Genomic DNA, 21,654 nt, shown 5'->3' on the forward strand with positions numbered 1-21,654 from the left:
CTTGCAAATGGCAACGGAAAAAACGTTAAGAACTTGTGAAAAAGGACATGAGTACTATAAAAGTAGCGATTGTCCAACTTGCCCAACCTGTGAGAAAGAGAGAACGCCAAAAGAAGGGTTTCTTTCACTTCTTTCAGCACCAGCAAGAAGAGCGCTAGAGCATCATGGAATTCATACTGTAGAAGAACTCTCAAAGTATAGCGAGAAAGAAATTTTAAAGCTACATGGTATGGGACCGGCATCTTTGCCTAAATTGAGAGCGGCTCTAGAGAAAAAAGGATTATCATTTAAATAAAATAAAAGAAAAAGTAGGAGATATCTCCTACTTTTTTTACGCTGTTCCAATTTGATCTTGATCGGCTACATCAGAATCAAACGTATTTGTTGCACTAACACCGTTAAACGTATTCACGACAAATCCAACATTAGAGGCTCCGGATCCATTATACGCTTTCGTGTTTTCTTTCGGAGACACGTTATAAAAATCTCCTAAATTGAAAGAACCGTTACTGTTTTGAACGACGAGATTTCCAACAACGGAAGGCATACCATCCACCTACTTTACTAAGCTTTTTAATTACTATATGAATTATTGTGCGGAAGGTTCATCCGTAATATATTGGCGAATTTGCATAATACGAGAGTTATTAAAAACATAATCCACATTTCCAATTTGAAATCCACCAGAGTTTAAAAGTGTGCGCAATTCAACGTTATTCACTTCAATAAAAGGACATTCATTTACAATGTTTAATTTTACATCTGTCGTTCGTTTCGGGATTGTGATGTATTCATCTGTAAAGATTTCAAATGCATCTAAGCGGCCTTCGTCTTTTATATAACAAGGGAATTCCCGGTGGACGGCAAGAGCTCGACTTTTTAATTCCATTTGATTGGCATCTCCAACTTGAAACACAGCAGCAATTCCTAACGAAACAATAGAAACATTTTGGACAGCAGACACATGATGTAACATAATTTATCAGTCTCCTTAACCTGGAGTAGGAGGGACATCTGTTACTAATGGTACAAATGGCCCCTCTGTAACAGTTTCGAATGGTGTATCAAGAATAGAAGATAGTATGAGGAAATTTGCATCCCCAATTAAAAAGAGTGCAGACGATGATACACCGTTCATTTTAATCTGTCCGACTTTGAACTCGCGATTTACAACGTTAAGGTTCATACATACTTACTCCTTTCGGAAATTGCCCGGTATGTGTTGAATAAAAGATAGAAAGGCTTTGTCGATATCATGTTTCATTGCTTGGATAATGATATCTCGTAAATAATCTGGATCCGTTGAAATCCCTTCATATGATTGTGCTTGTGATAAGTAATAAGGAAGTCGATGCTCCATCTGTTTTTTTATGTCATCAACCATCATTTGTCGATACATTTCATCGAGTGGCGTTCTCTCTTCTTGTTCAAAATGGAGAATTCGATTATATGCTTCTTCATCTAAGTAACGATGCATTTCCTGAAGGATACCTTGGTAAAAGTCTGGGTTTGTATCTGTTTCAGGATTGACCTTCAAAGTTTCTGTATCAACTTGAAAATCCTCAATTTGTTGCTCTTTTGTTGAAAATGGATTTAATCCAATATTTAAAGTGCCATTTAAATTTTCTACTTTTAATTGATCGAATTTGTATTCCACTTTTCCTATAGAAGAGGAGGGGCGATTTTTTAATTCATTAAGCTCTTCTTGTAATTGACGAACTTGATCTTCTAAGTTAAGAATAGTTGCTTGTTGTACTTGAAGAGCTTGTTGAAGTTGGTGTAAGTAAGTATATATATCTTGATTCATTTGTGAAACCTCCTTTTCAATAGGGAGGGTAAATATATTCCTACTATATATTTATGACAAGGATGTCTTAAGAAGAACTAGTTGATGGTTTGATAGAAATAATTTGTCCTTTCGCCTGTAATGGGCGAAGGGGCTCTGTAAATCCGCCAGTATTTGAGAATTTAGATAGGGATTTAATACTTCCAGCAGTACCAATTTGGAATACAGAAGACGTTGTAATGCTATCAATTTTAATGCTGTTAATGATGATGCTTTGGTTTACGTAAAAATTCAATACAATCGCCCCCTTTAAGTTGAACCAATTATCGCTTGATCGACGACATCTGAATCATTAACAGTCGTTGCACTTTGATAATTGTAGACAGAAACGTTATCTCCAACGTTAAAAGAGCCGGCCCCCGCGAAAGCGCGTGAATAACTAATAGGCCTAATCGCAAATACATCTCCAATATGAAAAATACCACTTGATCCAATATTGACGATACGAATATGTCCGACCATAGCTGGCATACAAAACACCTTTCGTTTTTAAAGTTTTCTTTTCTATTATTGTATGGGCGTTTTCAATAAAATGTGTGTTTTTTTGAAATAAAAGAAACACACACGTTATTGCGTGTGCGTATCGAGTGTTTGGTTAGGGTGAACATCCGTATGTACATGCCAAATTACATTTAAGAGCCTGTCCAGTTCTTGGCTACAATCCACTGTTTTTTGAGAAGTCATTCCATAGCGTTCAGCAAAATAAATCATTTTTTCACGTTTTTTTTCAATCGCTTGCTCAAACATTGAAATCGGCTCCATCTCTAAATGAAATTTTTTGTATATATGTAGTACATATTATACAAAAACTTCATAAAAAAGAAATGCCTTCGCTAAAAAAAGTAAAATTTCTACATTTTATGCCAAATGATAAAGGAGTAACGAATAGGGTATGAGAAGAATATTGTAAAAATTAGCGTGTATGAGAAGGTTTTTTTCTTACGGATGCGAATACAATTAAAAGGTATGAGTTTTAGGATGGAGAGTGGAAATATTGCGTTTGGTAACGGCGAAAAAAGAAGAAAAGGTATTTGTAGGTATTGTGGATGAAGAGGAAGAAAAGGTATTGCACTTAAGAGAAGCGCAAAGGCAAAAGGGAGAAAAGGTTACAATCCCCATTACAATGTTAGAGTGTATTGAAAGAGGAACCGAATGTTTTGAAAAAATATGTGATATTGTAAATTGGGCGAAGGAAAATGGAGAGACGGCGTACTATCCGTTAACTGAAGTGAAAATATTAGCTCCAATTCCAAGGCCAAGAAAAAATATTTTGTGCGTTGGAAAAAACTATCGTGAGCATGCGATAGAAATGGGCGGAGTAGAGTCAATTCCAGAAAATATAATGATCTTTACGAAAGCGCCAACGACAGTTATTGGAATGGATGAAAAAATTAATAGTCATCCCCACGCAACAAATGAATTAGACTATGAAGGAGAATTAGCTATCGTTATTGGTAAGCGAGGGAAACAAATAAAAAAAGAAAAAGCGCTTGAGCATGTTTTTGGTTATACCATTATAAATGATATAACTGCTCGCGACATTCAAAGGAAGCATAAACAATTTTTCCTTGGAAAAAGTTTCGATACATTTTGTCCGATGGGACCGTATTTAATTCATAAATCGATAGTTAATGCGCCAAATGCGTTACACATTGAAACGATAGTAAATGGGGAAGTAAGGCAAACTTCAAATACAAATAAAATGATTTTTTCAATAGAAGAAATCATTTCAACGATAAGTAAAGGAATGACATTAGAACCTGGAGATATTATCGCAACAGGAACCCCAGCTGGTGTCGGAAAAGGTTTCACACCACCGAAGTTTTTACATGCGGGTGATGAAGTGGTCATTACGGTAGAAGGAATTGGTACTTTGCGAAATGTAGTGAAGTGAAGAAAAGAGCTATCTTATTACTAGATAGCTCTTTTTTTATGGCTGTGGGATATTGAAAAAATCTAAAATAGCAACAATATATAATCCGATGAGTATTAATGTACAAATTCCGATTAGTATAACGGCAAGAGAGCTTCTTTCGCGACCAAACCCGATAGCTGTAAGGAAAACGGCAGCCCAAAATGAAATTTTAAGTAGCATGAATGTATGAGGCGTTGAGTAGTGACTGAGTAATGTTGTGGATAATAGGAATCCGATGAATGTAATGGAAATAAGAATAGTAGCTAAATAGTTAATATGTTTGCCGTATTTCAAAAGCATATAACTACCCCTTTCGTAAAAAGACAGAATATTAAATTTATTTTACGATAAACTACTAAAAAAAGAAAGAGTCTGTCCTAACGTGTAGGACAGACTCTCTATTATTACGATAATACCGCTTTAATTTTTTGGAACGCCCACTCTAAATCTTCTTCAGAGATTACTAGTGGTGGTGCGATACGAATTACATTTTCGTGTGTTTCTTTACATAATAGACCAGCTGCTTTTAGTTGTTCACAGTAAGGACGAGCTGGCTCGTTTAATTCGATACCGATGAATAAACCTTTACCGCGAACTTCAGTGATCATTGGGTTATCAATCTCTTTTAATTGCCCAACTAATTTTTCACCTAATTGAAGAGAACGCTCTGTTAATTTTTCTTCTTCTAACACTTCAAGAGCTGCGATAGAAACAGCACATGCAAGTGGGTTACCACCGAATGTAGAACCGTGAGAACCTGGCTCGAATACGCCTAAAATGTCGCGGTTTGCTGCTACGCAAGAGATTGGGAATACGCCGCCGCCAAGTGCTTTACCAAGTATGTACATGTCAGGAGTTACATTGTCCCAATCACAAGCAAATACTTTACCAGTACGGCCTAAACCTGTTTGGATCTCATCTGCTACGAATAAAACGTTTTCTTTTTTACATACTTCAAGAGCTTCTTTTAAGAAACCAGCTGGTGGGATGTTAATTCCTGCTTCACCTTGGATTGGCTCTAAAATGAATGCAGCTGTGTTTGGTGTAATAGCAGCTTTTAACGCTTCTAAATCACCGTAAGGAATTACGATAATGCCAGGAAGCATTGGACCGAATCCACGCTTGTACTCTTCGTTTGAAGACATAGAAACAGCACCCATCGTACGTCCGTGGAAATTATCTTCACAAACGATAATCTCAGCACGATTTGCTTCTACTTTCTTCACATCATAAGCCCAGCGGCGAGCTGTTTTAATTGCAGTTTCAACAGCTTCTGCACCTGTATTCATTGGAAGTACCATTTCTTTATTAGTTAGTTTCGCAACTTTTTCGTACCAAGGACCTAATTGATCGCTATGGAAAGCACGAGAAGTTAACGTAACACGATTAGCTTGGTCAATTAAAGCGTTAATAATTTTTGGGTGACGATGACCTTGGTTTACTGCCGAATATGCACTTAATAAGTCCATATAGCGGTTTCCTTCAGGATCTTCTACCCAAACGCCTTCTGCTTTAGAAATAACGATTGGAAGTGGGTGATAGTTATTTGCCCCGTATGTGTCTGTAAGTTCGATGATATCCTTAGTTTGAATCATGATTGTTCCCCCTTTTGTTATTACAAGAAGTTTGTAAATACTCTAAATATTATATCATTTAAATGTAAAAAAGCGAAACATTTCCTGAAAATAAATGAACATGTTATCATATAGAGTGAAAAAGTGTGAAAAGAGGAGGTAAGGGATACGATGGTACATATGCATATTACAGCATGGGCGTTAGGTTTAATTTTATTCTTTGTTGCGTATTCACTTTATTCAGCAGGAAGAAAAGGTAAAGGTGTACATATGGGGCTTCGTCTTATGTACATTATCATTATTGTGACAGGTTTCATGTTGTACATGGGTATTATGAAGACTGCAACAAGTAACATGCACATGTGGTATGGTTTAAAAATGATAGCTGGTATTTTAGTTATCGGTGGAATGGAAATGGTTCTTGTGAAAATGAGCAAGAACAAAGCAACAGGGGCAGTTTGGGGGCTATTTATTGTTGCACTAGTAGCAGTATTTTACCTTGGACTGAAATTACCGATTGGTTGGCAAGTATTCTAATAAAAAATAAAACCACCTTATAATCTCAAATGTTTGGGAGATAAGGTGGTTTTTTATTTTAGGTTGCATCGATATGCAACTCTTCTCCGTTTACTTTCGTAAAACGGAACATATTTTTGTTTGAAGAAGAGTGACGGACGAAATGGTGCTGCAGTGAACAAATCATTTCTTCGTTATCGAATAAAAGAATATTTACTCCTTCACATGTTTCCTCTTTCGGTAAGAAGGATAAATAATTATGACAATACATGCAATCATATAAAGAGTAATGAAGGGATTGCAATGATTCTGTTAATAAGGTAAAAACAGAATCAGGTAACTCCTCAAGCCATTCCTTATAGCTAAGAAGTAATTTTTTTCGAATTCGTATCATTTCCCCGTTTTGTAAATGATGCTGTTCGTCGGCGATTTGTAATACATCTTGTTCATAGAAACGCGCTGGTAGCCAGTTGTTGTTATATAAAATCTCAAAGCCATCTTCGGCAATCTCTTCTAATAAAAATGCTTCCTCATTTTCGTCATCAAAGAATATCCATTCATTGTTTATATATTCTACATTACCGACTGTATGAGCGCGGGGCTGGTTATATAAAATATGTTTACGTTGTATCATACACGATTTCTCCTTTATGAAAAGTAGTTATCTCTGTTATAGACAGTTCGTGCATTCTTTATAACTAGACACATCCGGACATAGGTGGGCATACAATAAAACACGTTTTACTGAGTGAAAATGCTATTCCGTATGTGGATAGTAGGTTATCGTCAAGTTTGTCATTTTTTTGATCCGCACTTTTAGAGTGGGGTTACTGTACGTTCAAGAAAAGAAATAAGATGGAAGGATGATTTATATGTGCGGGATTACAGGATGGGTGGATTATAAACGCTCATTAGAAGGAGAACGGGACGTCGTTACGAAGATGGCTGAGACGTTAGCGAAGCGTGGCCCGGATGATAATAAAGTTTGGATTAAAGGCAATGTCGCATTTGGGCATAAACGGTTAATCGTTGTTGATCCTGAAGGTGGTAAACAGCCGATGACTTGTTTAAAGGATGAAGCAAATTATGCAATTTGCTATAACGGCGAACTGTATAACACGGAAGACATTCGAAAGGAACTATTAAGAAGAGGATATACGTTCAAAGGTCACTCTGATACGGAAGTATTATTAGCTTCTTATATCGAATGGAAAGAAGAATGTGTCGATCATTTAAACGGTATATATGCGTTTGCTGTATGGGATGAACAGAAAGAACAAGTGTTTATTGCGCGCGATCGATTAGGGGTAAAACCACTATTTTATAAATATGACAGTGGGCGATTACTATTTGGCTCAGAGTTAAAAGCGATATTGGCGCATCCAGATGTGAAGGCGGAAGTGACGTTAGAAGGATTATCTGAAATATTTGGCCTTGGACCATCTAGAACGCCTGGTCACGGTATTTATGCTGGTATAAAAGAATTACGTCCAGGTCATGCGATGACATTTTCGAAGAACGGTTTATGTATATGGAGATATTGGAATGTAGAAAGTAAAAAGCATGAAGATTCTTTTGAAGAAACAGTAGAAAAAACACGCTTTTTATTACAAGATGCGATTACAAGGCAGCTCGTTTCTGATGTACCATTATGCACTTTTTTATCAGGTGGTGTAGATTCAAGCGCTATAACAGCAATTGCTGCGAAAGAATACGAAAAATCGGGAAAAGGTCAATTACACACGTATTCGGTTGATTACGAAGATAATGACAAATACTTTAAAGCAAATGCGTTTCAGCCAAATTCAGATGCACCATTTATTCATTTGATGACTGAGACGTTTCAAACGATCCATCATCGCTGCGTCATTTCAAATGAACAATTAGCGCAGTATTTAACAGAAGCAGTACTCGTTCGTGATTTGCCTGGTATGGCAGATATTGATTCGTCATTATTATGGTTTTGCCGCGAAATTAAAAAAGATTTTGTCGTCGGTTTATCTGGGGAATGTGCAGATGAAATATTTGGTGGTTATCCATGGTTTTATAGAGAAGATGATTTACAATCGAGTGCATTTCCGTGGATGCGTTCTACAGAAGCGCGTGAACAATTGCTAAAGAAAGAATGGAGAAATAAATTAAATTTACAACAATATGTACAGCAGCGCTATGAAGAATCCATTCAAGAAGTTCCTATTTTAGATGGGGAAAGTCCGCTAGAAGCAAAAAGACGCCAATTATTTTATTTAAATATGGTATGGTTTATGACAACATTATTAGACAGAAAAGACCGCATGAGTATGGGGGCAAGCTTAGAAGTGCGCGTTCCATTTGCGGATCACCGACTTGTCGAATATGCGTGGAATATTCCTTGGGAAATGAAAATGTATAAAAACCGCGAAAAAGGTCTATTGCGTAAAGCGTTAGAAGGGTTACTTCCAAATGAGATCTTATATAGAAAGAAGAGCCCGTATCCAAAAACACATAATCCGCACTATACGAAAGCAGTAACAGTATGGATAAAAGATTTATTAACGGATAAAGGCTCAATTTTACACGAGCTATTTGATAAAGAACAGCTGAGTGGATTAATTGAGTCAGGCGGCAGTGCATTCCAAACGCCATGGTATGGTCAATTAATGACTGGGCCACAGCTTTTAGCTCATTTAGCGCAAATTCATGTTTGGTTTAAAGAATATGGAGTAAATATTAAAGAATAGGAGAAAAGCGACTTACTTTATAAGTAAGTCGCTTTTTATTAAATAAATTGTCATATAAAATTCAAAATCATATTAGAAAAAATACTTATTTAGAATAATTATCTTTACGTACTTATTATTAGTTGTTATAATTGGAAACAAATGTTCTTGAAAAAGATTCTCATTTATAAAATTGAGGTGTTATATAGATGAAAAAGAAAAAAATAGGTTTACTCGTAATGGCGTATGGAACGCCGGATTCATTAGATGAAGTAGAAGCATATTATACACATATTCGTCATGGGCGTAAGCCATCCGAAGAAGCGCTCCAAGATTTAATCGGGCGCTATAAAGCAATTGGCGGAATTTCACCGCTTGCAAAAATTACGAAAGAGCAAGCGCATAAATTAACAGACTCAATGAATAATATGTTTACAGAGTATGAATTTAATTGTTACTTAGGCTTAAAACATACTGCGCCGTTTATAGAAGATGCAGTAGAAGAGATGAAGCGCGATGGAATTGAGCAAGCGATTAGTATCGTATTAGCGCCGCATTATTCTACCTTTAGCATTAAGGCATATAACGAGCGTGCAATTCGTCTTTCGGAGGAAATAGGTGGTCCTGTTATTGAGCCGATTGACCAATGGTACGATGAACCGAAGTTTATTTCGTATTGGGCAGATCAAATAAAAGAAACATTTACAAAAATTGAAGATAAAGAGAAAGCGATCGTAATTTTTTCAGCGCATAGTTTACCAGAAAAAATTATTGCAGCAGGTGACCCTTATGTGGAGCAATTGCAGCATACAGCGGATTTAATCGCAGCAGCTGCAAATATTCAAAACTATACAATTGGTTGGCAAAGTGCCGGAAATACATCTGATCCATGGATTGGACCGGATGTACAAGATTTAACGAGAGATTTATTTGAAGAGCATAGATATGAATCTTTCATATATTGTCCAGTCGGTTTTGTGGCAGAGCATTTAGAAGTTTTATATGACAACGATTACGAGTGTAAAGTTGTGACGGATGAATTAAATGCTGCGTATTTTAGACCAAATATGCCGAATGCACAATCTTCATTTATTGATTGTTTAGCTACAATTGTTTCCAAAAAAATGAAAGAAATAGTTGACAAAGAACTAATTTTGAATAATAATTAATTTATAATAATTTTAAATAAATAATAATTACTATGAAAGAAAGAGGAGGATCCCCCTAGATGAATCCAAATAATCGCTTAACAACAAACCAAGGTGCTCCGGTCGGAGATAACCAAAATTCTCGTACAGCTGGTCGCCGTGGACCAGTATTATTAGAAGACTATCATTTAGTAGAAAAACTAGCTCACTTTGATCGTGAACGTATTCCAGAGCGTGTTGTGCATGCACGTGGTGCAGGTGCTCACGGTGTATTCGTAACGAAAAACAGCATGAAGAAATATACGAAAGCAGCATTTTTACAAAATGAAGGAACTGAAACACCTGTGTTTGTTCGTTTTTCAACGGTTATTCATGGTCAAGGTTCTCCTGAAACAGCACGTGATCCACGCGGTTTCGCTGTTAAATTTTATACAGAAGAAGGAAATTACGATATTGTAGGTAACCATTTACCAGTCTTCTTCATTCGTGATGCAATTAAATTCCCTGATATGGTGCATTCTTTAAAACCAGCACCTGATACAAATATTCAAACACCAGATCGTTACTGGGATTTCATGACGTTAAGTCCAGAATCTACACATATGATGACATGGGTATTTTCTGATTACGGTACACCAGCAAGCTATCGTGAAATGGAAGGTTTCGGTGTACATTCATTTAAATGGATTAATGCAGAAGGTAAAATCGTCTACATTAAATATCACTGGAAACCACAGCAAGGTGTACGTAACTTAAGTGCAAAAGAGGTGCAAGAAGTACAAGGAAAAGACTTCAACCATGCAACTCGTGACTTGTTCGATGCAATCGAAAAAGGAAATTACCCGAAATGGGATTTACACGTACAAGTAATGCAATTAGAGGAAACAGATTCTTTAGATTTCGATCCGTTAGATCCGACGAAAGTATGGCCAGAAGATCGCTTCCCATTAATGGAAGTAGGAACAATGACGTTAAATCGTAACCCGAAAAACTTCTTCGCAGAAGTAGAACAAGTAGCGTTCTCTCCAAGTGCAACTGTAAATGGTATTGAACCATCTGAAGATAAATTATTACAAGGTCGTTTATTCTCTTATCCAGATACACAGCGTTACCGTCTTGGTGTGAACTACTTACAAATTCCTGTAAACTGCCCGTACGCAGCTGTTCATAATCAACAACGTGATGGTGCGATGCAAATCAATCAAAACCCATCTACAATTAACTACGAACCGAGCCGTCATACTGAAAATCCAGTTGAAGACCCAACTTACCGCGATTCAACTATGAAAGTAGAAGGCTATGTATCTCGTGAAAAAATTGACAAACCAAATGATTTCAAACAAGCAGGTGAGCGTTACCGTTCATTCTCTAAAGAAGAGCAAGACAACTTAATTGCAAACTTAACAAGTGACTTAAAAGACGTAAATGAACGTACGAAATTACTAGCTGTATGTAACTTCTTCCGTGCAGATCAAGAGTACGGTATGCGTTTAGCGCAAGCATTAAACGTTGATATTACGCAATATGTAGGAAATGCTCCGAAATAAATAGGAAAAGACGACTGTTATGAAACGGTCGTCTTTTTTTAAGTGTAAAGTTACAAGCGGGTATTCTTCATTTTCTTTATGTCGGAATTTGGTGGTAAATCGATATCTTGTGTCGAAACGTCGATATATTGAAATAATCGCTGATATATTTGAAAAATCGTCGATATATCCGAAGAATCGCTGATATATTTACAGTAATACCGCTTAGGGTATGCAGTGCCGACAAATGCAAAAAAAGAGATGCAATCTATTATCAATAGATTGCATCTCTTTTTTTAGTTCACTCGCTCAGTATACTCATAAGCTTTCTCCCCATGCATCGAAATATCAAGTCCCATATGTTCCTCATGCTCATCGACCCGGACAGGGAGGAAGAAGTTGATTGCTTTAATAATGGCGTACGTCATTATAATTGTGAATGCATATGTTGCGCCGATTGCTACAAGTTGTTTAAATAGCAACGCGGCGTTTCCGTAAAATAATCCGTTAGCGCCATCGCCGTTTACGGCAGTAGTTGCAAATAGTCCTGTCGCAATTCCGCCCCAAGTTCCGCCGATGCCGTGACATCCGAATGCATCGAGTGTATCGTCGTATCCGAATTTTGTTTTTAAGAAAAAGACTGCCCCGAAGCATAATACGCCGCCAATCGCTCCGATAAGAAGAGCGGAAAAAGGTGTAACGAACCCGCAAGCTGGTGTAATAGCGACTAGACCGGAAACGGCGCCACAGGCAGCTCCCATCGCAGTCGGTTTTGATTGAAAGAACCACTCTGAAAGCATCCAAGTTAATGCGGAGGCAGCAGCGGCTATATTCGTATTAATAAATGCTGTTAAAGCTACATCATTTAAAGATAATGCGCTTCCGACGTTAAAACCGAACCAACCGAACCATAGCAGCCCAGCGCCTAGCATCGTAAATGGTAAATGATGAGGAGAAGTACCGTTTATGTTTTTTCGTTTTCCAAGGAAAATAGCTAATACGAGGCCAGCCACACCAGATGTAATATGAACGACATTACCGCCAGCGAAGTCTAACGCGCCCAGTTCTCTTAGCCATCCGCCAACGCCCCATACCCAATGAGCGACAGGATTGTAAACGATCGTTGTCCATAGAAGGATGAAAATAAGGAAAGCTGAAAATCGCATTCTTTCGGCAAATGCACCTGAAATTAAAGCAGGAGTTAAAATAGCGAACATGAGTTGAAACATCATAAATAAATTGTGAGGAATAGTAGATGAATAGTCTGGATTTGGTGCGTAGGTAACTCCATTTAAACCGAACCAATCGAGTGTGCCGATAAGTCCATGCCAATCTGGTCCGAATGATAAAGAATAACCAATTACAATCCATTGAATCGAAACGATAGCCATCGCGCTATAACTATGCATTGTCGTACTGAGTACGTTTTTACTGCGAACCATCCCTCCATAAAAAAGTGCTAATCCTGGTGTCATTAACATGACCATTACTGTCGCTACAAACATAAAAACCGTATCTCCCATATTCATTCTCTCTCCTCCTGTAATGTTAGAAAAAATAACATCAATTTGTTATGTTTCATATCATATTCGAAGTGAAAAGAAAAATCAACTAAAAATTCAGAAAATTTCATGTGTTATGTCAGAAAATCTAACGTGTATTAATTTAATAAGAATGAAATCAACGTATGCGATTCGTTCGGATAATTGGTATAATATTCTTACAATTAAAAACGTGGGGGATGCGTGTGGGGAAAATACATACTAGGAAACTATTCATTTGTTTTTGTTTAGCTGTCGTTTTGTTTGTACCAATACATACATTTGCAGACGAAAAAAGAGAGTGGCGAGATGAAGTTATATATTCCATTATGATTGATCGTTTCAATAATGGGGAACCGAAAAATGACAAACAGTTAGAAGTTGGTAATTTAGAAGGATATCAGGGCGGAGATATAAGAGGCATTATAAAAAGACTGGATTACATAAAAGAAATAGGATTTACCACTGTTATGCTTTCGCCGCTGTTTGAAAGTGTAAAATACGATGGAGTAGACGTGCGCAATTTTCAGAAGGTAAATGAACATTTCGGAACAGAAAATGATGTAAAAGAACTTGTGCAAGAAGCTCATGCAAAAGGAATGAAAGTTATACTTCAATTTCCGCTTGGAGAAAACGAACAACAAGTAATCGACTCGATGAAATGGTGGGTCAAAGAAGTTGATTTAGATGCAAGTTATGTAATGCATAGTGAAAAAAAGTCTCCTGCTTTTTGGGATGATGTGCAAAAAGATATGCAAGTGATAAAAAAAGATTTTCGAGTTATGACAAAAGAAGATAGTGAATACAACGAAAAAATAGTAGAATCGTTTTCTAAAGCGGACGTATCGGTAAAATCTTTATATGATGTGAGTAAAAAAGACGAGGAATTCATTACATTTTTAGATAATCAAGATACAAAAAGATTTGCTCGTATTGTAAAGGAAAATATGAATTATCCGCCATCGCGTTTGAAACTAGCTCTTACATATTTATTGACATCACCAGGCATTCCGAATTTTTATTACGGGACTGAAATTGCATTAGATGGAGGGGATACTCCAGATAATAGACGATTAATGGATTTCAAATCGGATGAAAAGTTTATGCAGCATATAACAAAACTTGGTGAACTCAGACAAACGAGACCATCTTTACGACGCGGTACATTTGAACTCTTATACGATAAAAATGGAATGAGTGTACTAAAACGAAAGTATAAAGGTGAAGTCACATTAGTAGCGATTAATAATACGAAAGAGACGCAAAAAGTTGCTTTACCTGCAAGTACGATTGGTGAAAAACAAGAGTTAAGAGGATTGTTAGAAGATGAAATTATAAGAGAAGAAAATGGAAAGTTTTATCTCGTTTTAAAGCGTGAAGAATCAAATGTGTATAAAGTTAATAGAGAAACAGGTGTGAATTGGTTATTTATCTCCTTAATAGTTGGTGTGAACGTATTATTTATTACTTTTTTAATTGCGGTTAAAAAGAGACGGAAATGAGTGACGATTTTCTTTAGTAGATCGTCTTCAGTTTAAGGTAAGGCGTTGCTCCTAAGATCAGGTTAAAGAGAAGACTTTCTCCTTAACCTGTTTTTCTGTGAAGTAAGACTCGCGCCTCGAAATGCATCTGAGCAAAGAAGTGAAAAGAACATATAGAAGAAACAATAATTGCAACTATACTAATTTTACATTACATTAAAAGATGAAAAATAATTTTATACTCATTAAGGGTTATATTTGAGGAGAGAAAATGGAATTTTACGATTTGGGTATTACCATTAAAGAACTTAGAATTAAAAAAAATATATCACAATCCGAATTATGTCATGGAATATGTTCACAAAGTCAAATTAGCAAGATTGAAAAAGGTGTGATTTATCCATCTAGTATATTGTTATATCAATTATCAGAAAGGCTTGGTATTGATCCAAATAATATATTTGCACTAACTCAAAACAAAAAATTAAAATATATAGAAAATGCAAAATGCGTAATGAAAGACTGTATAAGACAACATCAATATAAAGAGCTTTATGAAATAGTAACAAAAGAAAAAAACTTAAATAATTTTCGAATGAAAGAAGATAAACAATTTCTAATATGGCATGAAGCAATTGCTATATATCGTATGAATAACTCAATAAAAACAGCTTTAACTCTTTTGAATAATGCATTAAAAATAACTGTAACGAATATTGATTTTTTAACAGAGAGAGAAATAGATATTATGCAGACAATGGCTATATTTCATGCAGAAAATAAAGAATATAAAGAGAGTATTAATATATTAAAAAGATGTTTAAATAATTTTGATAAGTTAGATTTTCCTAGAGATAAAGAAATTAAATTAAAAATTATTTATAATTTAGCAAAATGTTTAAATTACACATATCAATACGAAGAAGCAAAAAAATACATTGATAAGGGTATCAAATTAGCTATTAATCTAAATACTTTATACTTATTGGGTGAACTATACTATGAAAAAGGTTCGAATTTATTAAAGCTTGAACAATCTAATAAAGAAGAAGTTGCTGATAACATGAAAACAGCGTTATTTATATTTGAATTAACAAAAAACGAAAAAAAATTACAAATAATTAAAGAAGGATATTTCGAAAAACATAATTGCTAAATAACTACTTATAGTACAATAAAACCTACAGGAAAAGTTCCTGTAGGTTTTACACTTATAAACCTCTTAATATTTTTTATAAACTTAATTCTAAAATATTATTACTTAATATGAATTTTTTAATGAAAGTTTACTTAACGTACTTTCTATTTTGAAATCTGCATCCTTATTAACACTTTATACTTCTTTTCCTTCCATATTAAAGTTAAGATGGTTCAAGTAAGAGGAAGGCAACTTAAAGTGTGTTTTTTTTATGAGCTTTATCATCAACTATTTAGTGTTTCTTTAAATTATTACATAACGTAGTTTTTTTGTACCAAGCTTTGTGAATGCAATTAGATTTATCCTTTGGTGTAGTTATATTATTAGAACATCCTGTCATATTTAGAGAGAGTATAGCCAATAAAAAACATAATATTAACTTCTTCAAATAACCACTTCTAACTCTTTTATAATTAACTTTTTTTACGGAATAAGATTCCTTATTAATTTTACATTACATTGAAGGGTGGAAAATATTCTTATACTCATAAATTGTTACGCTTGAGTAGGAAGAGGGATTTTGGTTTGGGATTCAATTGATAAAGAAAGTGCTTCAAGTTGAAGGGAAATGTTCTAAGGTGTCTTTTCCTTATTTTTAAAAGGACATGCTCAATTCCATGTATAAAAAAATTCTACAATGAGACCTAGCCTAACGACGCGGTCACCTGTAAGATATTCGCATGAATAAACATTGTTCACTCAGCAATTTTCACCACAAATACCTTCTTGTCCTCGTCATATTGTTTCTACCCGCTAAAAAGAAAAACATCCTCTGTGCAGAGGATGTTTTTCTTTTTAGCGGTAGTTAATAAATTGTACGTCAATCGGTAAATCAGCGCTGCGAACTGCTGCGATAACTGCTTGTAAGTCATCGCGGCTTTTTGCTGTAACACGTACTTGATCATCTTGTACTTGTGTTTTTACTTTTAATTTCATTTCTTTAATGATGTTGTTAATTTTTTTCGCGTTATCTTTATCGATACCTTGTTGAAGTGTTGCGCGTTGGCGAACAGTGTTACCAGCTGCCGCTTCAACTTTTCCGTAATCTAAGTTCTTAATTGGAACGTTACGTTTTACAAGTTTAGAAATTAGAACGTCTTTTACTTGCTCTAATTTGAACTCGTCGTCAGAAGTTAAAACAAGTACTTCTTTTTCAAGTTTAATATCACTTTTACTTCCTTTAAAGTCATATCGATTTTGGATTTCTTTTAATGCAGTGTTAATTGCGTTTGTTACTTCAGGTAATTCTACTTTCGAAACGATGTCAAAAGAACTATCTTTTGCCATAGTTAGCACCTCCAAATAAATTTCTAATCTTTTTATGTATTGTACATACTAAAGTATAGCTGAAAACGAGCTTAGACTTAAGTGTTTTCGTACTTATAATGATGTAACCTCATTTTATTATAGTGAATTTTGGGCAGTTGGACAAATAAAGGAAAAATCGTGTTATAATTAACTTTTGTTTGGAATGATAAAAAGATAAAAAAGTTAATTTTATATATATAGAAGGGAATTAAAAAAATATGTATTTACAAATAGGATCGATTGAACAGGTAACTGTTTTACGCGAAACGGAAATTGGATATATGGTTGGAAATGAAGAAGAAGAAATTTTCCTACATAAAAATGAAGTAGCTGGAGAAATTGAAGAAGGCGATACGATTGATGTATTCTTATACCTTGACCACCAAAATCGTATTTCGGCAACAATGAAGGAGCCAATTATTACGACGTATGATTGGAACTGGGTAAAGGTTGTAGAAGTTATTCCTAGTTTAGGTGTGTTTGTTGATATTGGTGTATCAAAAGATATACTAATTCCAGCTGATGAATTCCCAATTTATATGCCAGTATGGCCAGAAGTTGGAGATGAATTATATTGTACGTTAAAATTAACGAATCGTGATCGTTTAATTGCTCTTCCGGCAAGAGATAGTGATATGCAAGAAATCGTTGTAGAGGCGACGCCATCTATGCGTAATAAAAATGTAAATGGACGTGTGTATCGTTCACTTCAAGTTGGTTCATTCGTATTAACAGATGAGCATTTCCGTGCATTTTTACACCATACAGAAAGAAAAGAACAAGTCCGCATCGGCCAGCGCGTAACAGGTCGTATTATTGACGTAAAAGATGACGGTACAATTAACATTTCGCTTCTTCCTCGTAAAGAAGAAGGAATGGAAGATGATGCTGCAGTGATTTATGCATATATGGAAGAACGAGGCGGAGCAATGCCGTTTTGGGATAAGAGCTATCCAGAAGACATTAAAGAACGTTTCAATATGAGTAAAGCTGCATTTAAGCGTGCGCTTGGTAAGTTGATGAAAGAAGAAAAGGTTTACCAAGAAGAAGGTTGGACGTACTTTAAGAAATAAAGGAAATAAAAAGCACAACCTTATTTAAAAAGATAAGGTTGTGCTTTTTTAATTTCCTTGCGAAGAAACAATAGTAAATGTATCTTCCAACTCACTATCGTTTATTTTAATATTTGCCTTTTTTAATTCCTTTTGTAGTAATTTGTGACTGAATGTAGGATCAGCAATACGTTCTTCTTCTAAGTTTTTACGAATAGAGTCTTTCACTTCATCATAGGGCTTTAACTCTTTTTTATCAGTTAATTTAATAATATGATAACCGTTTGGTGATGTAACGGGATTGCTAATTTGTCCGACCTTTAGTTTATAGGCAGCAGTTTCAAATTCAGGTGCCATTCTACCTGAATTAAAATATCCAAGGTCTCCGCCTTTTTCTTTTGATAGTAGGTCTTGCGATTCTTGTTTTGCTAGTTCTTCAAATGATGCACCCGCATCTAATTTTTTCTTTATTTCTTTTGCTTCATTTTCGTCACTTACTAAAATGTGGCTCGCTTTAATTTCTGGTTTGTAGTGGTCTTTCACGTCTTTTTCTGTAACACTTTTTTTAATTGCTTCATTCATAGCAAGTTTGAACTTAATTTGTTTTTTAAAATCAGCTTCATCTTTTAAACGATTGTTTTCTAGTACAGCTGTGAATTGATCTCCGTATTGATTTTTCACTTTTTGTACTTCTTTCTCTACATCATCGTCAGATACTTTATATTTTTTCGTGATAACGTCTTGCGCTATCATTTCGTATAACATGTCTTTTCCGTAACGATCTTTCAACTGTTTTTCGAAGTCGCTCTTCGTAATGGTTGAGTCTGTTGCCGTAGCGACTGTAGCCGAGCTATTTTTTTGCCCGCAAGCAGCTAGCATTAATATACTTATTAGTGCAGTAATAATGAAAATGTGTTTCCCTCTCATGCTAACACCTCATCCGAATATGTTATCGCTATTGTAGAATATAGAAGTGAACATGAAGTGAATTTTCAATGTTTTTTCCTGTAAAATGTAAAAAAAGTACATCAACAATATTGTTGATGTACGATGGGATCAAAGGTGATCGGTCTTTTTAGAATAAGCACGCTTACCTTGTTCTATATTCTTTTGTTCTTGCTCATTTTTTTGCGCACGCTTTGCATTGTTATCGCGTGCTTTTTTGTCGTTATCACTTGTATGTGGCATATGTATCAACTCCATTTCTAAACGTTGTACGTTTATCATTTCCTTTTTCGTAAAGACTATGTATAGCAGTGTATTCATGAATAATAAGGGTGGATTGGAAATGGATTTGAAGTTGAATTATACCGAACTTATAAAGAAGTTAATCGTTGTAATCATCGCAGGTTTGTTAAACGCGATTGGAATGAATTTATTTTTAACGCCAGCGAAAGTGTATGCGAGTGGCTTTGCTGGATTGTCTCAATTGTTATCGCAAATATTAGGTGATTTTTTATCCATTCATATATCAACGGGGGTATTGTTTAGTTTGTTTAATATTCCTGTCGTTATTTTAGCGTGGAAAAAGGTCGGGAAGGCTTTTACTTTCTTTAGTTTTCTTTGTGTTATATTTATGACTTTGTTTTTAGAAATTATCCCAGTTCGGGCTGTTTCGAACGATATCATATTAAATGCGATTTTTGGCGGGCTTATTTCGGCAATTGGGGTAGGGATTGCGTTAAAGTGGGGGGCTTCTACAGGTGGTTTAGATATTATTGCTATGATTTTGTCAAAGATTAAAGACAAGCCTGTCGGTACGTATTTTTTCTTCTTTAATGCACTGATTATTATCGCCGCTGGTTATGTGTATGGATGGGAAAAAGCATTATATACTTTGGTGACTTTGTATGTTTCAACGCGAATCATCGATGCGATTCATACGCGTCATGTGAAGATTACGGCGTTAATCGTTACGAAGAATGGGGCGGATGTACGAAAGGCGATTCACTCACGCTTAGTGAGGGGGATTACAACTCTACCGGCAACGGGTGCTTATACGAATGAAAATAAGGAAATGTTAATGATTGTTATTACTCGTTACGAACTGTATGAATTAGAGAGGGTTATTAAACAAGTGGACCCAGGTGCATTTACAAATGTACTGCAAACGGTTGGGGTATTTGGATTGTTTCGAAAAGATTAAAGAGGACCAAAGTTGGTCCTCTTTTTTAATGTAAATTCGTAATAGTTTGCAACTGCTCCTGCATTTCACGTAGCTGAACTTTTTCAGCAGTTGAAGAATTTGCGTAAGCGGATTGCAAAGCATTTTTTGCTCTATATACGAGATCTTGTTGCTCGACGCCGCTCGAACAAGATACGGCATTTGCAACAGCATCTCTAGCTTGTTGAAATAGTAAGTTCCCCATTTAGACCCCTCCAAAAGAAGAGTTACTTCTCGCTTTTTCTGCCTCAGCTAATGTACCTCTGTACGGGAATCTTGCATCATGCTTCATAACAGCATCGGCTCCTTGTTGGATAAAACGTTTTGATTTGTTCTTTTTACCCATTCGAAAAACCCCCTTTATTTAGCTGAAAACAATCGACGCGCTGACTTGTGCGTCTAATCATAGTATGAGCGTTTGGCGAGAAACTATAAGCAGGGAATTTTTAGATTACAACCCAAGAACCTCTTCTAAATATAGTGCAATACCATCTTCTTCGTTCGTTAGCGTCGTATGGTTTGCGAGTGATTTTAATTCAGGAATGGCATTTCCCATTGCGATGCCGTGACCAGCAAATTCAATCATTTCAAAGTCGTTATCTTCATCACCGAAAGCGATAATTCGCTCTTGTGGAATGTTGTAATGGCTAGAAATTTTTTGTAGTCCAACAGCTTTATTTAATCCGCTTTTTACAATTTCAATAATTGGCCAAGGTGCGCCCCATTTTCTATGGTCGATTACTTCAGCGTGCATATCAGTTAAATGTTGACGTATTGCACTGGAATGCTCGTCATGTGCGTCAATTAATAAGCAAGTTGGATGATCGTTTAAAATATTTAATAAGTCTCCTGTAAAAATATTTGGAGAACCGAATTCGAAAATATGTTTTTTATCTTCATCAATTTCACGAACATACACATCGTCCATTACTTCAGCGTATATATTTTTTACGCCAAAATCAAAGCAAGCTCGGACAATTTCTTGCGCTGTTGCTAGCTCAAGAGGAGAGTGATGTGTGCCCCATTTTGAATCAAGAGGGTGATGTACGTAAGCGCCATTAAAGTTTACGATTGGTGTATTTAGACCAAGTTCTTTATAGTAATCATAACTAGCGCGGAATGGACGTCCTGTTGAAATAACGACAATATGTCCTTGTTCCTTTGCTTTTGCAATTGTATGTTTCGTTCGAGTGGAAATTATTTTGTTGTCTGTTAATAAAGTGCCGTCTAAGTCTAGTGCGATTAAATGTTGTTTGTTCATAATTTCACCTCTTATAATATTTTTTTGTTTTTATCTGTATTTCCGTTTTTTATATGCAGAAATAAGAGGTTAGACTGGGTGAGACCACCAAAGATGGAAAGTTCACTATATATCCATCTTACGTCGCAAAGTGCTGCGGTGTCTACTATTTCTCGCTGGAAATTAAGAAAAGTCAACATCTTTTTAGAAAGTTCAAACAATGTTTCTTTCATTATGTACAAATTGTGAAAAGGGTTACATTGCTCGTGTGATGAGGCTTATAATGAACATGTAATCTTCTCGTATATGTTTGACTCTCCTTTGAAACTGGCCTATAGTAGGTTGGTTTCTTTTTTTTCTACAAATAGGAACGAAATCCCTGCTTTAAGCTTGTGTCATTCATGTATATGTACAAGAACGGAATGTAGTACTTGTTTCCTAAACAT

General features: G+C 35.6%; 27 protein-coding genes. 10 read left to right on the top strand and 17 right to left on the bottom strand.

Annotation, left to right across the window (positions count from 1 at the left end):
• The first annotated feature begins 7 nt into the window (after positions 1 to 7).
• Positions 8 to 295 (top strand): RNA polymerase alpha subunit C-terminal domain-containing protein, encoded by a 288-nt coding sequence (locus tag ACVWY7_RS05540; protein WP_000179960.1) that lies wholly within the window; start codon positions 8 to 10, stop codon positions 293 to 295.
• A gap of 36 nt (positions 296 to 331) precedes the next feature.
• On the opposite strand, the gene gerPF is transcribed toward ACVWY7_RS05540, so the two are convergent.
• The 7 genes from gerPF to ACVWY7_RS05575 form a co-directional block, all read right to left on the bottom strand.
• Positions 332 to 547 carry a spore germination protein GerPF gene (gene gerPF, locus ACVWY7_RS05545; RefSeq protein WP_001141566.1) on the bottom strand — a complete coding sequence of 72 codons (216 nt, stop codon included), beginning with the start codon at positions 545 to 547 and terminating at the stop codon, positions 332 to 334.
• A 42-nt stretch (positions 548 to 589) separates the two neighbouring features.
• On the bottom strand, positions 590 to 976 hold the full coding sequence (locus tag ACVWY7_RS05550) for a spore germination protein GerPE (protein ID WP_000902315.1): 387 nt from the start codon (positions 974 to 976) through the stop codon (positions 590 to 592).
• Between the two features lie 15 nt (positions 977 to 991).
• Positions 992 to 1,186: a spore germination protein GerPD gene (gene gerPD, locus ACVWY7_RS05555; RefSeq protein WP_001052802.1), complete on the bottom strand. Its 195-nt coding sequence runs from the start codon at positions 1,184 to 1,186 to the stop codon at positions 992 to 994.
• A gap of 6 nt (positions 1,187 to 1,192) precedes the next feature.
• Positions 1,193 to 1,807, bottom strand: coding sequence for a spore germination protein GerPC (gene gerPC / locus ACVWY7_RS05560; protein WP_001070766.1), 615 nt, complete (start codon positions 1,805 to 1,807; stop codon positions 1,193 to 1,195).
• A gap of 67 nt (positions 1,808 to 1,874) precedes the next feature.
• Entirely contained in the window at positions 1,875 to 2,081 is a 207-nt protein-coding gene (gene gerPB, locus ACVWY7_RS05565; protein ID WP_001012512.1) for a spore germination protein GerPB, read from the bottom strand.
• A 14-nt stretch (positions 2,082 to 2,095) separates the two neighbouring features.
• On the bottom strand, positions 2,096 to 2,317 hold the full coding sequence (gerPA, locus tag ACVWY7_RS05570; RefSeq protein WP_001111188.1) for a spore germination protein GerPA: 222 nt from the start codon (positions 2,315 to 2,317) through the stop codon (positions 2,096 to 2,098).
• A 96-nt stretch (positions 2,318 to 2,413) separates the two neighbouring features.
• On the bottom strand, positions 2,414 to 2,593 hold the full coding sequence (locus tag ACVWY7_RS05575; RefSeq protein ID WP_000462851.1) for an aspartyl-phosphate phosphatase Spo0E family protein: 180 nt from the start codon (positions 2,591 to 2,593) through the stop codon (positions 2,414 to 2,416).
• Between the two features lie 247 nt (positions 2,594 to 2,840).
• Here ACVWY7_RS05575 and ACVWY7_RS05580 point away from each other — a divergent pair, with 247 nt between their 5' ends.
• A complete protein-coding gene (locus tag ACVWY7_RS05580) occupies positions 2,841 to 3,740 on the top strand; it encodes a fumarylacetoacetate hydrolase family protein (protein WP_001241726.1) in 900 nt (299 codons plus the stop codon).
• 36 nt (positions 3,741 to 3,776) lie between these two features.
• On the opposite strand, the gene ACVWY7_RS05585 is transcribed toward ACVWY7_RS05580, so the two are convergent.
• Positions 3,777 to 4,061 (bottom strand): hypothetical protein, encoded by a 285-nt coding sequence (locus ACVWY7_RS05585; protein WP_000925338.1) that lies wholly within the window; start codon positions 4,059 to 4,061, stop codon positions 3,777 to 3,779.
• Between the two features lie 104 nt (positions 4,062 to 4,165).
• Positions 4,166 to 5,356: an ornithine aminotransferase gene (gene rocD / locus ACVWY7_RS05590; protein WP_000616652.1), complete on the bottom strand. Its 1,191-nt coding sequence runs from the start codon at positions 5,354 to 5,356 to the stop codon at positions 4,166 to 4,168.
• A gap of 150 nt (positions 5,357 to 5,506) precedes the next feature.
• Between rocD and ACVWY7_RS05595 the strand changes: the two genes are divergently transcribed.
• Positions 5,507 to 5,872 (top strand): YisL family protein, encoded by a 366-nt coding sequence (locus ACVWY7_RS05595; protein WP_000233490.1) that lies wholly within the window; start codon positions 5,507 to 5,509, stop codon positions 5,870 to 5,872.
• A 58-nt stretch (positions 5,873 to 5,930) separates the two neighbouring features.
• On the opposite strand, the gene ACVWY7_RS05600 is transcribed toward ACVWY7_RS05595, so the two are convergent.
• Positions 5,931 to 6,485: a DUF2777 domain-containing protein gene (locus ACVWY7_RS05600; RefSeq protein WP_000616043.1), complete on the bottom strand. Its 555-nt coding sequence runs from the start codon at positions 6,483 to 6,485 to the stop codon at positions 5,931 to 5,933.
• A 238-nt stretch (positions 6,486 to 6,723) separates the two neighbouring features.
• On the opposite strand from ACVWY7_RS05600, the gene asnB reads away from it, so the two are divergent.
• From asnB to katB, 3 genes are all read left to right on the top strand, one after another.
• Positions 6,724 to 8,571 (top strand): asparagine synthase (glutamine-hydrolyzing), encoded by a 1,848-nt coding sequence (gene asnB, locus ACVWY7_RS05605; protein WP_000333968.1) that lies wholly within the window; start codon positions 6,724 to 6,726, stop codon positions 8,569 to 8,571.
• Between the two features lie 188 nt (positions 8,572 to 8,759).
• A complete protein-coding gene (gene hemH, locus ACVWY7_RS05610) occupies positions 8,760 to 9,719 on the top strand; it encodes a ferrochelatase (protein ID WP_000727360.1) in 960 nt (319 codons plus the stop codon).
• A 59-nt stretch (positions 9,720 to 9,778) separates the two neighbouring features.
• Positions 9,779 to 11,245 (top strand): catalase KatB, encoded by a 1,467-nt coding sequence (katB, locus tag ACVWY7_RS05615; RefSeq protein ID WP_105988983.1) that lies wholly within the window; start codon positions 9,779 to 9,781, stop codon positions 11,243 to 11,245.
• Between the two features lie 275 nt (positions 11,246 to 11,520).
• On the opposite strand, the gene ACVWY7_RS05620 is transcribed toward katB, so the two are convergent.
• Positions 11,521 to 12,753: an ammonium transporter gene (locus ACVWY7_RS05620; RefSeq protein ID WP_001055843.1), complete on the bottom strand. Its 1,233-nt coding sequence runs from the start codon at positions 12,751 to 12,753 to the stop codon at positions 11,521 to 11,523.
• A gap of 158 nt (positions 12,754 to 12,911) precedes the next feature.
• On the opposite strand from ACVWY7_RS05620, the gene ACVWY7_RS05625 reads away from it, so the two are divergent.
• Positions 12,912 to 14,267, top strand: coding sequence for an alpha-amylase family glycosyl hydrolase (locus ACVWY7_RS05625; RefSeq protein ID WP_142395509.1), 1,356 nt, complete (start codon positions 12,912 to 12,914; stop codon positions 14,265 to 14,267).
• Between the two features lie 250 nt (positions 14,268 to 14,517).
• On the top strand, positions 14,518 to 15,402 hold the full coding sequence (locus ACVWY7_RS05630; protein ID WP_073526149.1) for a helix-turn-helix domain-containing protein: 885 nt from the start codon (positions 14,518 to 14,520) through the stop codon (positions 15,400 to 15,402).
• A gap of 837 nt (positions 15,403 to 16,239) precedes the next feature.
• Here the strand turns inward: ACVWY7_RS05630 and ACVWY7_RS05635 are convergent.
• Positions 16,240 to 16,731 (bottom strand): YajQ family cyclic di-GMP-binding protein, encoded by a 492-nt coding sequence (locus ACVWY7_RS05635; protein WP_001040153.1) that lies wholly within the window; start codon positions 16,729 to 16,731, stop codon positions 16,240 to 16,242.
• A gap of 239 nt (positions 16,732 to 16,970) precedes the next feature.
• Between ACVWY7_RS05635 and ACVWY7_RS05640 the strand changes: the two genes are divergently transcribed.
• Positions 16,971 to 17,825: a CvfB family protein gene (locus ACVWY7_RS05640; RefSeq protein ID WP_000281269.1), complete on the top strand. Its 855-nt coding sequence runs from the start codon at positions 16,971 to 16,973 to the stop codon at positions 17,823 to 17,825.
• A gap of 48 nt (positions 17,826 to 17,873) precedes the next feature.
• Here ACVWY7_RS05640 and prsA read toward each other — a convergent pair whose 3' ends face one another.
• A complete protein-coding gene (gene prsA / locus ACVWY7_RS05645) occupies positions 17,874 to 18,731 on the bottom strand; it encodes a peptidylprolyl isomerase PrsA (RefSeq protein WP_001214197.1) in 858 nt (285 codons plus the stop codon).
• Between the two features lie 129 nt (positions 18,732 to 18,860).
• Positions 18,861 to 18,992 carry a DUF3941 domain-containing protein gene (locus ACVWY7_RS05650; protein WP_001120845.1) on the bottom strand — a complete coding sequence of 44 codons (132 nt, stop codon included), beginning with the start codon at positions 18,990 to 18,992 and terminating at the stop codon, positions 18,861 to 18,863.
• Between the two features lie 100 nt (positions 18,993 to 19,092).
• Here ACVWY7_RS05650 and ACVWY7_RS05655 point away from each other — a divergent pair, with 100 nt between their 5' ends.
• Positions 19,093 to 19,950, top strand: a complete 858-nt coding sequence (locus ACVWY7_RS05655; RefSeq protein ID WP_000364443.1) for a YitT family protein — start codon at positions 19,093 to 19,095, stop codon at positions 19,948 to 19,950.
• 25 nt (positions 19,951 to 19,975) lie between these two features.
• Here ACVWY7_RS05655 and ACVWY7_RS05660 read toward each other — a convergent pair whose 3' ends face one another.
• From ACVWY7_RS05660 to ACVWY7_RS05670, 3 genes are all read right to left on the bottom strand, one after another.
• Positions 19,976 to 20,173, bottom strand: a complete 198-nt coding sequence (locus ACVWY7_RS05660; protein ID WP_000527402.1) for a DUF3813 domain-containing protein — start codon at positions 20,171 to 20,173, stop codon at positions 19,976 to 19,978.
• Positions 20,174 to 20,314 (bottom strand): hypothetical protein, encoded by a 141-nt coding sequence (locus tag ACVWY7_RS05665; protein WP_000516816.1) that lies wholly within the window; start codon positions 20,312 to 20,314, stop codon positions 20,174 to 20,176.
• Positions 20,315 to 20,419: 105 nt separating this feature from the next.
• The gene (locus ACVWY7_RS05670; protein WP_001041235.1) at positions 20,420 to 21,229 is read right to left on the bottom strand and encodes a Cof-type HAD-IIB family hydrolase; all 810 of its coding nucleotides are present in this window, start codon (positions 21,227 to 21,229) and stop codon (positions 20,420 to 20,422) included.
• Between the last annotated feature and the right edge of the window lie 425 nt (positions 21,230 to 21,654).

Source organism: Bacillus sp. TE9106W, from assembly GCF_054062215.1.